The organism is Variovorax sp. NFACC27 (assembly GCF_048301545.1).
Lineage (GTDB): Bacteria > Pseudomonadota > Gammaproteobacteria > Burkholderiales > Burkholderiaceae_C > Variovorax > Variovorax gossypii.
The window spans coordinates 6829148-6843286 of sequence record NZ_CP157613.1; the positions used below are offsets into that span (position 1 = coordinate 6829148).

General features: G+C 67.5%; 11 protein-coding genes. 4 read left to right on the forward strand and 7 right to left on the reverse strand.

Annotated elements, in window-relative coordinates; genetic code table 11:
- Positions 1-4: 4 nt before the first annotated feature.
- The 4 genes from ABL840_RS31955 to secA all read right to left on the reverse strand — a co-directional run bounded on the left by ABL840_RS31955 (position 5) and on the right by secA (position 5517).
- Positions 5-466, reverse strand: a complete 462-nt coding sequence (locus tag ABL840_RS31955) for an NUDIX domain-containing protein (protein WP_093198355.1) — start codon at positions 464-466, stop codon at positions 5-7.
- Positions 463-1338 carry an ATP-binding protein gene (locus ABL840_RS31960; RefSeq protein ID WP_093302412.1) on the reverse strand — a complete coding sequence of 292 codons (876 nt, stop codon included), beginning with the start codon at positions 1336-1338 and terminating at the stop codon, positions 463-465. The genes ABL840_RS31955 and ABL840_RS31960 overlap by 4 nt, the downstream gene beginning before the upstream one ends.
- Positions 1335-2564, reverse strand: a complete 1230-nt coding sequence (argJ, locus tag ABL840_RS31965; protein WP_093302415.1) for a bifunctional glutamate N-acetyltransferase/amino-acid acetyltransferase ArgJ — start codon at positions 2562-2564, stop codon at positions 1335-1337. The genes ABL840_RS31960 and argJ overlap by 4 nt, the downstream gene beginning before the upstream one ends.
- Before the next feature lie 166 nt (positions 2565-2730).
- Positions 2731-5517: a preprotein translocase subunit SecA gene (gene secA / locus ABL840_RS31970; RefSeq protein WP_093198362.1), complete on the reverse strand. Its 2787-nt coding sequence runs from the start codon at positions 5515-5517 to the stop codon at positions 2731-2733.
- A 173-nt stretch (positions 5518-5690) separates the two neighbouring features.
- Here secA and ABL840_RS31975 point away from each other — a divergent pair, with 173 nt between their 5' ends.
- From ABL840_RS31975 to ABL840_RS31985, 3 genes are all read left to right on the forward strand, one after another.
- Positions 5691-5999 carry a hypothetical protein gene (locus tag ABL840_RS31975; RefSeq protein WP_093198364.1) on the forward strand — a complete coding sequence of 103 codons (309 nt, stop codon included), beginning with the start codon at positions 5691-5693 and terminating at the stop codon, positions 5997-5999.
- Positions 6000-6059: 60 nt separating this feature from the next.
- Positions 6060-7046, forward strand: coding sequence for an ornithine cyclodeaminase family protein (locus ABL840_RS31980; RefSeq protein ID WP_093302417.1), 987 nt, complete (start codon positions 6060-6062; stop codon positions 7044-7046).
- Positions 7047-7713: 667 nt separating this feature from the next.
- Complete coding sequence (locus ABL840_RS31985) at positions 7714-9882, forward strand: YadA family autotransporter adhesin (protein ID WP_093302420.1); 2169 nt, start codon at positions 7714-7716, stop codon at positions 9880-9882.
- Between the two features lie 98 nt (positions 9883-9980).
- Here ABL840_RS31985 and ABL840_RS31990 read toward each other — a convergent pair whose 3' ends face one another.
- Positions 9981-11132 (reverse strand): threonine synthase, encoded by a 1152-nt coding sequence (locus tag ABL840_RS31990; protein ID WP_093302422.1) that lies wholly within the window; start codon positions 11130-11132, stop codon positions 9981-9983.
- 103 nt (positions 11133-11235) lie between these two features.
- Here ABL840_RS31990 and ABL840_RS31995 point away from each other — a divergent pair, with 103 nt between their 5' ends.
- Positions 11236-11862, forward strand: coding sequence for a helix-turn-helix transcriptional regulator (locus ABL840_RS31995; RefSeq protein ID WP_093198374.1), 627 nt, complete (start codon positions 11236-11238; stop codon positions 11860-11862).
- Positions 11863-11874: 12 nt separating this feature from the next.
- Here ABL840_RS31995 and ABL840_RS32000 read toward each other — a convergent pair whose 3' ends face one another.
- Both ABL840_RS32000 and ABL840_RS32005 read right to left on the reverse strand, forming a co-directional pair.
- Complete coding sequence (locus tag ABL840_RS32000) at positions 11875-12867, reverse strand: Bug family tripartite tricarboxylate transporter substrate binding protein (RefSeq protein ID WP_093198377.1); 993 nt, start codon at positions 12865-12867, stop codon at positions 11875-11877.
- A gap of 19 nt (positions 12868-12886) precedes the next feature.
- Positions 12887-14119: a threonine synthase gene (locus tag ABL840_RS32005; RefSeq protein ID WP_093198380.1), complete on the reverse strand. Its 1233-nt coding sequence runs from the start codon at positions 14117-14119 to the stop codon at positions 12887-12889.
- Positions 14120-14139: the final 20 nt, after the last annotated feature.

The window sequence follows — 14139 nt, forward strand, 5'->3', positions numbered from 1 at the left end:
ACGATCAGTTGGCCGGCGCGTCTGCAGGCGCGACCACCGGCGGCGGCACAAACGGCAGGCCGCGCTCTTCCGACAGCCACTGCAGCACCGGGAACGCGCCCGGCAGCACCGGCGTCACGTCCAGCGGCAGCTGCTGCCAGGCCATGCGCTGGCCTTCACGCATCTCGAATTCGCCGCTCCAGGCCGTGACCTTGCACCAGTGCAGGCGCACCAGCGCGTGCGGGTAGTCGTGCTCCGTGACCTTCCAGACCTCGGCGCCGTCGATGGTGATGCCGAGTTCTTCCTGCAGCTCGCGCCGCAGCGCCTCTTCGACCGTCTCGCCCGCCTCGATCTTGCCGCCGGGAAACTCCCAGAAGCCCGCATAGGCCTTGCCCTCGGGCCGCGTGGAAAGCAGCAGCGCGTCGTCGGCCAGGCGGATCAGCACGCCGACCGCGACTTCCGTGTGCTTGCGGGCTTGTTCGCTCACGCCTTGCTCCGCCCCGCGTAGTCGCGCGCGAACTGGTAGGCCACGCGGCCGCTGCGCGAGCCGCGCTCCAGCGCCCACACGAGCGCCTCGGGCCGCGCCGCCGCGATGGCGGCCTCGTCCACGCCGAACGACGAGAGCCACTGGCCCACGATCGTCAGGTATTCGTTCTGGCTGAAGGGATAGAAGCTCACCCAGAGGCCGAAGCGCTCCGACAGCGAGATCTTTTCCTCGATCACCTCGCCGGGATGGACTTCGCCGTCCTCGGTGTGGGTGTACGTGAGGTTGTCCTTCATGTACTCGGGCAGCAGGTGGCGCCGGTTGCTGGTCGCGTAGATCAGCACGTTGGGCGTCGATGCGGCAATGGAGCCGTCGAGGATCGACTTCAGCGCCTTGTAGCCCGGCTCGCCTTCGTCGAAGCTCAGGTCGTCGCTGAACACGATGAATTTCTCGGGCCGCTGCGAGACCACCTCGACGATGTCGGGCAGGTCGGTGAGCTCGGCCTTGTCCACCTCGATCAGGCGCAGCCCCTGCGGCGCATAGGCCTGCAGGCAGGCGCGGATCAGCGACGACTTGCCCGTGCCGCGCGCGCCGGTCAGCAGCACGTTGTTGGCCGGCTTGCCCTCGACGAACTGCTGCGTGTTCCGCGCGATCTTTTCCTTCTGGACGTCGATTTCCTTCAGCGAATCGAGCGACATCGCAGCCACGTGCTTCACCGGTTCGAGCACGCCGTGGCCCGAGCTGCGGCGGCGGTAGCGCCAGGCGATGGATGCGTTCCAGTCGGCCGGCTCCGCCAGCGGTTGCGGAAGAATCGATTCGATGCGGGTGATGAGCTGTTCGGCGCGTTCGATCAGCTTCTGGAACTGCTCATTCATGACCGGTAGTCGGCATTGATCGTCACGTATTCGTGGCTGAAGTCGCAGGTCCACACGGTTTCGCTCGCGTTGCCGCGGCCCAGGCCGATGCGCACTGTGATCTCGCTCTGCTTCATCACGCGCTGGCCGTCTTCCTCGCGGTACGACGGATTGCGCCCGCCCTTGACGGCCACATGCACGTCGTCCAGGAACAGGTCGATGCCGGTCTGGTCGAGGTCGGCGATGCCTGCATAGCCAACGGCCGCCAGGATGCGGCCCAGGTTCGGGTCGCTGGCGTAGAACGCGGTCTTGACCAGCGGCGAGTGCGCCACGGCGTAGGCCACCTGCTTGCACTCGGCGGCGTCCTTGCCGCCTTCGACCTGCACGGTGATGAACTTGGTCGCGCCCTCGCCGTCGCGCACGATGGCCTGCGCCAGCTTGCGCGCCACGTCCTGCATGGCGGCCACGAGCGCCTTGCCGTCGGCCGAGTCGAGCGAGGTGATGGTCGCGTTCGCGGCCTTCTGGGTCGCGATGACCACGAAGGAGTCGTTCGTCGAGGTGTCGCCGTCGATGGTCACGCGGTTGAACGAGGCGTCGGCCAGCTGCCTGGCCAGCGGCTGGATCAGCGACGGATCGATCTTCGCGTCGGTCGCCAGGAAGCCCAGCATGGTCGCCATGTTCGGGCGGATCATGCCGGCGCCCTTGCTGATGCCGGTGATGGTGACGGTGACGCCGCCGACCTGCGCCCGCTGGCTGAACGCCTTGGGGATCGTGTCGGTGGTCATGATGCCTTCGGCCGCGCGCGCCCAGTTGTCCTCCTTGGCATCGGCCAGGGCGGCGGGCAGGCCCGCCTCGATGCGGTCGACGGGCAGCGGCTCCATGATCACGCCGGTGGAGAACGGCAGGATCTGCTCGGGCGAGATCTCCAGCTTGCGCGCCAGCGCGATGCAGGTGGAGCGCGTACGCATCAGGCCGTCTTCGCCCGTGCCGGCATTGGCATTGCCGGTGTTGATGACCATCGCCCGGATGCCGTGGTTCGCTGCCAGGTGGTCGCGGCAGACCTGCACCGGCGCGGCGCAGAAGCGGTTCTGCGTGAACACGCCGCCGACAGCCGAACCCTCGTCGATCAGCACGACCGTCAGGTCCTTGCGATTGGCCTTGCGCACACCCGCTTCGGCCACGCCGATGCGGACGCCGGGCACCGCGAACAAGGCGGCGGGATCAGGGGCTGACAGGTTCACGGGCATGGCACTTATTCCTTCTTGCGTATCAATTTTTCATCGGCACCGACAAGACGCACTTTTCGTCGCCAGGGATACCGCGGAACCGGCTTTGCCGGGCCGCCGGTATCGCCCCCGGCGAGGGGGTTGGCGGCCACACGAAGTGCGGCAAGCCTGGGGGAGTATGTTTACTTCAGGTGAGCTTGCCGTGGCACTGCTTGTATTTCTTGCCGCTGCCGCAGGGGCAAGGGTCGTTGCGGCCGACGCGGGCGAAGGCCGCGGCTTCCGCGCTGAGCGCGCCCAGGCCGGCTGCCGCGATGCGGCGCTGGTTTTCCTCGTCGACGCGAACCTCGACCTCGCCCGTCTCGGTCGGCGCCGAGTAGGTGATGTTCGAGACGTTCTCGCCGCGGCTTTCCATTGCTTCGGCAGCCTGCTCGAGCTGCTCGCTCGACTGCACGCGCACCGTCATGAGCTGGCGGGTGACTTCGTTCTTGACCGAGTCGAGCAGCTGGCCGAAGAGCTCGAAGGCTTCGCGCTTGTATTCCTGCTTGGGCTGCTTCTGCGCGTAGCCGCGCAGGTGGATGCCCTGGCGCAGGTAGTCGAGCGAGGCCAGGTGTTCGCGCCAGTGGGTGTCGATGCTCTGCAGCAGCACCATGCGCTCGAACTGGGTGAAGTTCTCCTGGCCGATCAGCGCGACCTTGGCGTCGAAGGTCTCGTTGGCGCTCTTGAGCACCTTCTCGACGATGTCCTCATCGGCGATGGCTTCGGAGGCTTCCACTTCCTTCTTGAGCGGCATGTCGATGCCCCACTCGGTGAAGAGGCTGTTCTCGAGGCCGTCCAGGTCCCACTGCTCCTCGACCGATTCGGCCGGCACGTACTGGCGCGCAAGATCGATGAAGCAGCCTTCGCGCAGCGCGGCGATCTGCGCCGTGAGGTCGGCCGCGTCGAGGATGTCGTTGCGCTGCTGGTAGATCACCTTGCGCTGGTCGTTCGACACGTCGTCGTACTCGAGCAGCTGCTTGCGGATGTCGAAGTTGCGCGCCTCGACCTTGCGCTGCGCGCTCTCGATGCTGCGCGTGACGATGCCGGCCTCGATGGCTTCGCCGTCGGGCATCTTCAGGCGGTCCATGATCGCCTTCACGCGGTCGCCCGCGAAGATGCGCATCAGCGGATCGTCCAGGCTCAGGTAGAAGCGCGAGGAGCCCGGGTCGCCCTGGCGGCCCGAACGGCCGCGCAGCTGGTTGTCGATGCGGCGCGACTCGTGGCGTTCGGTGGCGATGATGCGCAGGCCGCCGAGCGACTTCACGAACTCGTGGTCCTTGTTCCACTCGGCGCGGATGTGGGCGATGTCGGCCTGCTTGGCTGCCTCGTCGCGGCCTTCGTCGTTCTCGATGGCCTCGATCATCTTTTCGATGTTGCCGCCCAGCACGATGTCGGTGCCGCGGCCGGCCATGTTGGTCGCGATGGTGATCATCTTCGTACGCCCGGCCTGCGCCACGATGTCGGCTTCGCGCGCATGCTGCTTGGCGTTGAGCACCTGGTGCGGCAGGCCCGCCTGGGTGAGCAGGCCGTCGATGATCTCGGAGTTCTCGATGGACGAGGTGCCCACCAGCACCGGCTGGCCGCGCTCGTAGCACTCGCGGATGTCCTGGATGGCCGCCTCGTACTTCTCGCGCGTCGTCTTGTAGACGCGGTCGAGCTGGTCTTCGCGCTTGCTCGTGCGGTTCGGAGGAATGATGACGGTCTCGAGGCCGTAGATCTCCTGGAACTCGTAGGCCTCGGTGTCGGCCGTGCCGGTCATGCCGGCGAGCTTGGAATACAGGCGGAAGTAGTTCTGGAAGGTAATGGAGGCCAGCGTCTGGTTCTCGGCCTGGATCTCCACGCCTTCCTTGGCTTCCACGGCCTGGTGCAGGCCGTCGCTCCAGCGGCGGCCGGTCATGAGCCGGCCGGTGAACTCGTCGACGATCACCACCTCGCCCTGCTGCACCACGTAATGCTGGTCGCGGTGGTACAGGTGACGGGCGCGCAGCGCCGCGTTCAGGTGGTGCATCAGCGTGATGTTGGCCGGATCGTAGAGCGACGCGCCCTCGGGCAGCAGCTTGAACTCGCTGAGCAGGCGCTCGGCGTTCTCGTGGCCGTCCTCGGTCAGGAACACCTGGTGCGTCTTCTCGTCGACCGTGAAGTCGCCGGGCACCGTGACGCCCTCGCCCGTGCGCGGATCGGCTTCGCCTTCCTGCTTCTTGAGCAGCGGCACGACCTTGTTGATGGCGAGGTAGAGATCGGTGTGGTCTTCCGCCTGGCCGCTGATGATCAGGGGCGTGCGGGCTTCGTCGATCAGGATGGAGTCGACCTCGTCGACGATCGCGTAGTTCAGCCTGCGCTGGACCCGGTCGCCCGGCTCGTAGACCATGTTGTCGCGCAGGTAGTCGAAGCCGTACTCGTTGTTCGTGCCGTAGGTGATGTCGCTGCGGTAGGCGGCCTGCTTTTCCTCGCGCGGCATCTGCGGCAGGTTGATGCCCACCGTGAGGCCGAGGAAGTTGTAGAGGCGGCCCATCCAGGTCGCGTCGCGGTTGGCGAGGTAGTCGTTCACCGTGACCACGTGTACGCCATTGCCCGACAGCGCGTTCAGGTACACCGGCAGCGTGGCGGTCAGCGTCTTGCCTTCGCCGGTGCGCATTTCGGAAATCTTGCCGTTGTGCAGCGCCATGCCGCCGAGCAGCTGGACGTCGAAGTGGCGCATCTTCATGACGCGCTTGGAGCCTTCGCGCACCGTGGCGAAGGCTTCGGGCAACAGGGCATCGAGGGTTTCGCCCTTGGCGATGCGGTCCTTGAACTCCTGGGTCTTGGCGCGCAGTGCGTCGTCGCTGAGCTTCTCGAACTCGGGTTCGAGCGCATTGATGCGTTCCACCGTCTTGCGATACTGCTTGAGCAGCCGATCGTTGCGACTGCCGAAAATCTGGGTCAGGAAGTTGGTTGCCATGGGTGGAGATGGGCGGGCGCCTGATGAGATACGGCAGGCACTTCGACCGGATTCCCTAAGATATGGTGAAAGCAGTTGGGCGCGCTTTCAATGAAAGCAAGCGGCCTTTTTCCAGCGCGAGCGCCGGCAAACCGGGCATTTTAGCTGTCTTGTTTCTGACCCCTGTATTACCCATGTATCGCCGACTTCCCCCCGCCATTTCACTGCAGGAAGCTGCGGAAGGCGCCCCCACGCTGGGCAGCCTGATGGCGCGTGCGCGCGACACCACCGAGCGGCTGAAGGCCGTGGAAGGCCTGATCCCGCCGGCCATGCGCCCAGCCGTCCAGGCCGGACCGGCCGAGGGGGACGTCTGGTGCCTGCTGGTCAAGGGCAGCGCCGCGGCGGCCAAGCTGCGCCAGCTGTCGCCAATGCTCGTCACCCGGCTCAGGAACCGGGGCTGGAACGTGGCGACGATTCGGATCAAGGTGCACACGGGGCGCTGACGGCATCGGCTGACCTGGTCGATTTTTGATTTTTTGTCTGGAGATAGATAATATTTCCAGATGACATTCTCCACCGCGCCCGCCGACGCCCGGCTCCTGCTGCTCGACAAGAATCAGGTCGACGCCCTCCTCTCCCCCGACGAAGTGCTCCAGGCAGTGCAAGAGGCCTTCGTGCTGCACAGCGAGCGCGAGGGCCGCGTCTTCCCGGTCGTGCGCGAGCCGCTGAGCACCGGCGGCGTGTTCGGCATCAAGTCGGGCGACGTGCAGGCCCAAGGCCTGCTCGGTTTCAAGGCGGCCGGCTTCTGGCCGGCCAACCGGCAGCGCGGCGGCGAGCCCCACCAGGCGACGATCATGCTGATCGACCCGGCAACCGGTCGGCCGCTGTGCGTGATCGACGGCAACACGGTGACGACCGTGCGCACGGGCGCGGCCGGCGGGCTCGGCCTGCAGCGGCTCGCGCGGGGCGACAGCACGCGACTGTGCCTCTTCGGCACCGGCGTGCAGGCGCGCATCCAGCTCGACTTCGCGCTGCGCCTCGTGCCCTCTCTGCGCGAGGTTCTCTACGTGAGCTCGAACGGCCTGCGCAATCCCGCATTCGAAGCCCATTTCAGCGGCCGTTGCGACATCGCGCCGGCCACCGACCGCAACACCGCCGTGACCCGCAGCGACATCGTGATCACCGCCACACCGGGCGGCGGCGCGCTGTTCGATCTCGATGCCGTGCAGCCCGGCACGCATATCAACTGCGTCGGTGCCGACACCCGCGGCAAGCGCGAACTCCCCGAGGGCCTTCTGCAACGGGCACGCCTCGTCGTCGACGACCGCACGCAGGCGCGGCAGATCGGCGAAACGCAATGGGCACCCGACACCGCCTGCATCGAACTGGGCGACCTGCTCAGCGGCAGGGAAAGCTTCGAGCGCGCACACGAAGACATCACCGTCTTCGACATGACGGGCCTCGCATTGCAGGATCTGACCGTCGCGCGCCTGCTGCATGCGCGCGCGGCCGAAACCGGCATCGGCACGCGCATCGCCTGGCCCTGGTGACGCTGCTCGTGCGCAGCGGCAAGACGCGTCGTGCCTTGCCCGGCACCGCGGCTCCCTGGCATTGAAAGCGTGAATTTTTTAATGCCGGGGGAAGAACATTCCTGGCATCGTCGACCCGACATTTTTCGACAGCCTTTGTCATCAATGACCAGCTGACGCGATTTCGTGCGCGGCTCGTTCGAAAAGACAAATCGAACGCGCCAATTTCTTCTCACGTCGACAAAACAACCTGCGTTCCGGCGAATCACCGAGCCTATTGAAGACCGTCATTGGTTGACATCAACGGTCATTGTCCAATTCGATTGCCGATCGCTACATTCCGCCACCCAAAAGGTCATGGCGAATCCGGCAATACGCCTCTCCATGACAGTCGCTGCCGAACGAACAGAGAGGTTGGAATGATTTCACTCGAGCCCTGCAAACAGGCCTCCCCGCCGCAACTTGCGGCATCGATCACGGGCACGTGATCGACGCGGGATCCAGTCCCGCCCGATAGCCGAAACACCGGCCGTCACCTCCTCACGAATTTCCGGAATCACTGAACCGACACGGCAATTGCCGTGCCGGCGCTTTGCTTCGGCTTCGAGCTTTGCGTTCTCGACGCAGCGACTCCGCCGCGCAGGAATTTCTATTTCTGCATTTTTTCCTCGTCAATTCCTGAAATCCCATGAACAAGCTCTATCGCAGCAGCACCTCCGGCCAGCCTCGCTTCAAGTTGTCGGCAATGACGGCCGCGGCTCTTGCAGCCGGCCTGCAGCTGACGGCATCGGACGCCGCCGCATCGACCTACGCGCCAGCCAACTGCAGCACCACGACCTCCGCAACGATCGGACGGGTGACCGTCATCGGAACGAATGCCCAGCCTGTCGACGGAAGCGGCACCTGGTCCAATATCCTGGGCTGCGACACGAGCGGCGGCGGCCTCAGTGGCGTCTCGGTGTTCGGCACTTACTCCAAGGGAACCGGCAACGGCTCGGCCGTTTTCGGCTTCTCCGGCACCGCCGGCCAGTGGGGCAGCGCGGTCGGCCTCTCGGCCGATGCCTCGGGCACCGGCAGCACCGCGGTCGGCTTCGGCTCGCAGGCCCTGAGCCTGAACTCGATCGCGATCGGCGGCGCGGGCGGCGACGGAACCACTGTCTTGTCGGCTGCCGATTCCACAACCGCCTCGGGCAGCGGCGCCATTGCCATCGGTGGCAATTCGATCAAGGGAGCCCAGGCGGCCGCAGCGGACAGCCTCGCCATCGGGGGACAGTCCTCGGTCGCCAGCGGCGCGACCTCCGGCGTGGCAATCGGCCTGGCCGCGACCGTATCCCGCAGCGGGGCCGTGGCGATCGGTGCGGCGACCCGTGCGGCCGGCCAGGATGCGGTAGCACTCGGAAACGGAGCGGCTGCGCACTACGACGGCAGCGCTGCCATCGGGGCGGCCAGCAGCACGGCTGGCTCTCTTGCCGCATTGCAGGGCGTGGCCGGCTACACGCCTTCCGCGGGCGCAGCCATTTCCGGCGCGACGCCCGCGGGCGAAGTGTCCATAGGGGCCACCGGAAGCGAGCGCAGGCTCACCAACCTTGCCGCAGGCGGCGCGCCGACGGATGCAGTCAACGTCAGCCAGCTCTCGACGGCCACCGCTTCGCTGTCCACCTCCCTGGGCATGACGAACACCACCGTCGCCAGCCTTTCCACGTCGACCTCGACCGGGCTGAACACCCTGGCCGGCAGTATCGGCAGTCTTTCGACCAGCCTGACCACGACCAACAGCAACCTCGGCAGCCTGAGCACCTCCGTGCGCAGCATCTACGAGACCGGCACCAAGTACTTCCACGCCAACTCGACGGCAGGCGACTCAGTGGCCAGCGGCGACAGGGCCGTGGCGATCGGCCCCCAGTCGGTGGCGAGCGGCCCCAACGCCCTCGCCGCCGGCAACGGCGCAAAGGCCTCGGCCAACGGCGCACTCGCGATGGGCTTCGGCGCCGAGGCCTCGGGCGCGAGTGCGATCGCCATCGGCACCGGGGCGCTCGCCACGGGCTCGCAGGCCATCGGCGTCAGCTCCCGCGCGGGTGGCGGGGGCGCGGCGCTGGGCGACAACGCGGATGCCGGCGGCACTGCGCTGAGTCGGGCACGAAACGTCGCCAAGGGCACGGCCATCGGCTTCGGCGCGGTGGTGCAGCAGAGCGAAGGCGTGGCACTGGGCGCCGGCTCGGTCGCTTCCACCGCGGCAGGCGTGGCAGGCTACCTGCCCGGCAACGCGCCCGCGCAGCATCGGGCAGCAGTGAGGGCGACCACCAGCACGCAGGCAGCCGTGGCGGTGGGCGACACGGCAAGCAGCCAGTTCCGCCAGATCACCGGCGTGGCGGCAGGCACGGCCGACAGCGACGCGACCAACGTCGCGCAGCTCAAGGCATCCGAGGCGGCCGTCAGGGCCAGCGGCGTTCAGTACGCGACCAATCCGGACGGCTCGGTCAACTACAGCCAAGTCACGCTGGGCAACGGCCAGGCACCGGGCGGCACGCGCATCGGCAACGTGGCACCGGGCGTGCTGCCGACCGACGCGGTCAACGTGAACCAGCTGAACCAGGTGCGCCGTCAGGTCGACGACGTGGCCCGCATCGCCTACTCGGGCACCGCCATGGCGCTGGCGATGTCGGGCGCCTACCTGCCGACGCTGTCCCCCGGCGAGAAGACCGTGGGCGTGGGCGTCGGCAACTACAAGGGCTACAGCGCGCTGGCACTGACCTTCAAGGCACTGACCGACGACGGCAGGCTGTCCTGGGGCGCGGGTGTCTCGACCACGGGCAAGGAATGGGGCTTCAACGCCGGCGTGGGCTGGAAGTGGAAATGAGGAAATGAGGGAGGGAAAGAGCCGACAGCTGAATCGGCCAGCATGAAGATGGCTCCCATGCCGCAGGGCATGGGAGCCATTTTTTTGACGACAGCCAGCTAGGCGGCTGCACCCGCCTTGTCGCCGAACAGCTCGGTCATGAACTGCGTCGACTTCAGTCCCGTGCCCGTCAGCAGCGCAACCGTCGTTTCCGTCGCCTTGATGTCGCCGCGCTGCGCCAGCACGTCGATGGCCGCCGCGGCCGACGCGGAAGTCGGCTCCGTGTAGAGGCCGCAGGCCGCGAGCCGGCGCACCGCCCCCGCGATCTGCTCTTCGGTCAACGCCACGGTCCTGCCGTTCGTCTCGCGCAGCGCCTGCATGATCTCCGTGAGCCGCACCGGCCGTTTGATCGCCGTGCCTTCGGCAATGGTCGGCTGCACGGCGCGCTCCACCAGCGTGTCGACACCCGCCATGAAGCTCGCGTCGATCGGCGAGCAGTTCAACGGCTGCGCGACGAAGATGCGCGGCAGCTTCGCTATCTGCCCCGCCGCCAGCAGCTCCTTGAAGCCGATCCAGCAGCCGAGCACGTTGCTGCCCGCTCCGGTCGGAATCACCACGTTGTCCGGCGCTACGAAGCCCAGGTCTTCCCACAGCTCGTACGCCAGCGTCTTCGTGCCCTGCAGGAAGAACGGATGCCAGTTGTGGCTCGCGTAGAAGATCGATTCCGACTGCCGCACGGCCTCGTATTCCGACTCCTCGCGCGGCCCGGGCACCAGTTGCACCTCGGCGCCGAAGGCGCGGATCTGCGCCACCTTCGGCGCGGGCGTGTAGCCCGGCGCGAGCACCTTCACGCGCATGCCGGCCGCCGCGCCTGCGGCTGCGATGGCCGCGCCGCCGTTGCCCGAGCTGTCTTCCAGCACCGCGTCGACGCCGATCTGGCGCAGGAAGGACATCATCACCGCCGCGCCGCGGTCCTTGAAGCTGCAGGTCGGGTTGAACCATTCGAGCTTGAAATGCGGCTCGAAGTCGCCCCAGCGCTTCTGCACCAGCGGCGTGCAGCCCTCGCCCATGCTCGCGGGCCTGTCGATGGCCACGGGCAACGCCGCGCGGTAGCGCCACAGCGAGCGCGTGCGCGAATCGATGTCGTCACGCCCGATGCCCGGCAGCGGCGTGACCAGCATGGGATTGCCGTCGTCCGAACGCCAGCGGCGCTCGGACAGCTCGTGGTGCCTGCCGGTGCGGGGATCGACGTAGCGTGCGCGTTCTGTCATTCGTGGCTCCTGGATCAAACCGAACAAGACTGGATAATACATCCAACACTGTACTTTTTGTACAAATTAGATTGTTCGTCCAGAGCTGGATACATTCCCCGGTATGAAGAAGAAGCCGAACAAGCAACTGCTCGACATGCTCAGCAACATGGCCGAGGGCCTGGGCCAGACCTTCGCGCCCTTCTGCGAGGTGGTGGTGCACGACCTCAGCAACCCGAAGAACGCGATCCACGCGATCGAGAACAGCCTGAGCGGCCGCGAGGTCGGCGATTCGGTCACCGAGCTCGGCCTCGCGCGCATCCGCGACCCGGAGTTCCCGGCGGTGATCGCGAACTACGCCAACACCTTTCCCGACGGCCGCAAGGTCAAGAGCACCTCCATCGGCATCAAGGACGAGAGCGGCGAATACGTTGCGGCGCTGTGCCTGAACGTCGACCTCACGCTGTTCCAGAGCTTCCAGGGCGCGATCTCGCAGTTCACGCGCATCGACGACAAGGAAGTGCACGAGCACCTCGAGGCCGGCGGCAACCATTCGGACCGGATCCACGCGCGCATCGACGAATTCGCGGCCGCGCGCGCAACCACGCCGCGCTCGCTGAAGCCGGCCGACCGCAAGCAGCTGGTGCAGGAGCTGAAGAAGGCCGGAATGCTGGAAGTCCGCCGCGGCGCCGAGATCGCCGCGGCGCACATGGGCGTGTCGCGCGCCACTGTCTACAGCGACGCGAAGTAGCCCGGCCGAAGCCTATTGCGGCTGCAGCCCGATCTCGTGCGCCGCCTTCTGCCAGCGATCGGCCTCCGAACGCAGGAAGGCGCGCAGCTCGGCCGGCGTCGATCCCTTCATCTGCACGCCGAGCACCGACAGCCGTTCCTTCACCGACGGATGCTCCAGCGCGGCGATGGCCTCGCGGCGCAGCTTCTCGATCACGTCCAGCGGCGTGGTGGCCGGCGCCACCATGGCCCACCACTGGTCGATCTCCAGGCCCCTGAGTCCGTTCTCAGCGAGCGCCGGCACGTCCTGCAGGCCGGGCAGCTTCACGCGCTGCGTGCTCGTCACCAGCAGCGGGCGGATGCGGTTGGCGCCCAGCAGGCTGGAGCCGCTGGCCAGCGTCGCGAAGTGGCCCGCCACGGTGCCCGCCGCCACGTCGGTGAGCGCGGGCGCGGAGCCACGGTACGGAACCATGTTGAACGGGATCTTCGTGCGGTTCGCCAGCAGTTCCCCCGCCAGGTGGCTCACCGTGCCCGCGCCGCTGTGCGCGATGGCCGGCGGCGCGCCCTTCGCCGCGGCCGCCGCCGCGGTCTTCAGGAAGGTCTTGAAGTCCTTGCTGTCGTCGCCCATGCCCGCGAAGAACACCAGCGGCGAGGTGCCGATCATGGTCACCGGCGTGAAGTCGCGCAGCAGGTCGTAGGGCAGCTTCGCCGTCACCGCCGGCGCGATCGCATGCGGCAGTTCGACGATGGCGATGGTGTAGCCGTCGGGCGCGGCCTTGGCCGCCGCGTCGGTGCCGATCATGCCGGCGGCGCCGGGCTTGTTGTCCACGATCACCGGGCTGCCGATGGTCTGGCTCATGCGCTGCGCCATGGCGCGCGCGATGGCGTCGGTGCTGCCGCCGGCCGCCCACGGCACGACGAGCTTCACGGGCTTGTCGGGGTAGGCCGCCCACGCGGGGCTGACGGAAGAAGCGAGCAGGACTGCAGAGCCGGAGGCCACGAAGGCCCGGCGATTCATCGTCGGCATATCTGATTCCTGAAGAGGTTTAGATCGGGCGATCGGGCCAGCTCGGGTCGCCGGTCGCATTGGCGGTCAGCATCAGCACCACGTGCGCGTCCGCAGCGATGGAGTTGCTCTCGCGCAGTTGCCGCAGCGCGGCGAGGCCGCCGGCCGCGCACAGCTCGGCGCTCACGCCGGCTGCCGTGAGCACGCGCCGCGCGGCGCGCGCTTCTTCATCGTCCACGACCACGGCACCGCCGCCCGTGGCCGTCGCGGCCTGCCATTGCAGATAGGTCACCGTGGCCCCCGCCGTGGAGAACTGCGCCGTGTGCCCCGGGTAGCTGCCGTTGATGGCGCCGCCCGCGAACACGCGCGTGAGGCGCGGGAACGGTTCCACCAGCCAGAGCCTGGGCAGGCGCGCGATGCGCCCGGCCGCCAGCAGGTCGCGAAAGCCCGCGTAAATGCCCCACGCCAGGTCGCCGCGCGCGGTGGGAATCACCACGTGGTCCGGCAGGCCGCCGTCGTTCAGGCATTCGAGCGCGATGGGCTTGTAGCCCTCGATCGCCAGCGGCGCGCTGCCCAGTGCGGGCAGGCGGTAGTTGGTCAGCGCGAAGTAGCCGGGATGCTGCGAGCGCTCGCGCACGAAGGCCCAGCGGCCGGCGTTGTCGGAGAACACGTAGCGGCGCGCGCCCAGCGCGTCGAGCTGCCGCGCGTAGGTGGCCGGCATGCCCTCGTAGGTCGCAACCTCGCAGCCCAGGCCCGCGGCCCATGCATAGTGCGCCGCCGAGACGGCCGCGTTGCCCGAGGAGGCCAGCACCAGCGTGTGGGCGTCGAAGTCGAGCGCCTGCGCCACGCCCACCGCCGTCATGCGGTCCTTGTGCGAGCCCGTGGGGTTGCACGACTCGTCCTTGATCGCGAGGCGCGCCACGCCGAACTGCTGCGCCAGCTCGGGCATGTCCTGCAGCGGCGTCTGCCCCTCGCCCAGCGCGAAGCCGGAGGTGTACGGCATCGGCATGACCTCGGCGCTGTCGGGCAGGTAGCTGGCGCGCAGCGCCACGTGGAAGCCCGCGCGCTTGCAAGCCGGGCAGCCGTCGTGCGTCAGCGTGACCGGGTAGAGCGAGTCGCATCGCAGGCACTGCAGGCCGCGCAGGTTCGGGTTGCGCAGGGGTTTGGGAGTGCGGTCGCGCACCACCAGTCCCAGGGGATTGCCGGAGGAATGCGCCAGCGGATCCTGCGGGGGAGCGGCGAACTTGAAGTCCAGAACGGGCGATGTCGTCACGGGGTCACGCGTTTGATGAA

What these genes read in the sequence shown, in the direction of transcription:
- ABL840_RS31960 (WP_093302412.1), bottom strand. Translation starts at nt 1,338, where the DNA reads ATGAATGAGCAGTTCCAGAAGCTGATCGAACGCGCCGAACAGCTCATC.
- ABL840_RS31995 (WP_093198374.1), top strand. Translation starts at nt 11,236, where the DNA reads ATGAAGAAGAAGCCGAACAAGCAACTGCTCGACATGCTCAGCAACATG.
- secA (WP_093198362.1), bottom strand. Translation starts at nt 5,517, where the DNA reads ATGGCAACCAACTTCCTGACCCAGATTTTCGGCAGTCGCAACGATCGG.
- ABL840_RS31975 (WP_093198364.1), top strand. Translation starts at nt 5,691, where the DNA reads ATGTATCGCCGACTTCCCCCCGCCATTTCACTGCAGGAAGCTGCGGAA.
- ABL840_RS31990 (WP_093302422.1), bottom strand. Translation starts at nt 11,132, where the DNA reads ATGACAGAACGCGCACGCTACGTCGATCCCCGCACCGGCAGGCACCAC.
- ABL840_RS31985 (WP_093302420.1), top strand. Translation starts at nt 7,714, where the DNA reads ATGAACAAGCTCTATCGCAGCAGCACCTCCGGCCAGCCTCGCTTCAAG.
- argJ (WP_093302415.1), bottom strand. Translation starts at nt 2,564, where the DNA reads ATGCCCGTGAACCTGTCAGCCCCTGATCCCGCCGCCTTGTTCGCGGTG.
- ABL840_RS31980 (WP_093302417.1), top strand. Translation starts at nt 6,060, where the DNA reads ATGACATTCTCCACCGCGCCCGCCGACGCCCGGCTCCTGCTGCTCGAC.
- ABL840_RS32000 (WP_093198377.1), bottom strand. Translation starts at nt 12,867, where the DNA reads ATGCCGACGATGAATCGCCGGGCCTTCGTGGCCTCCGGCTCTGCAGTC.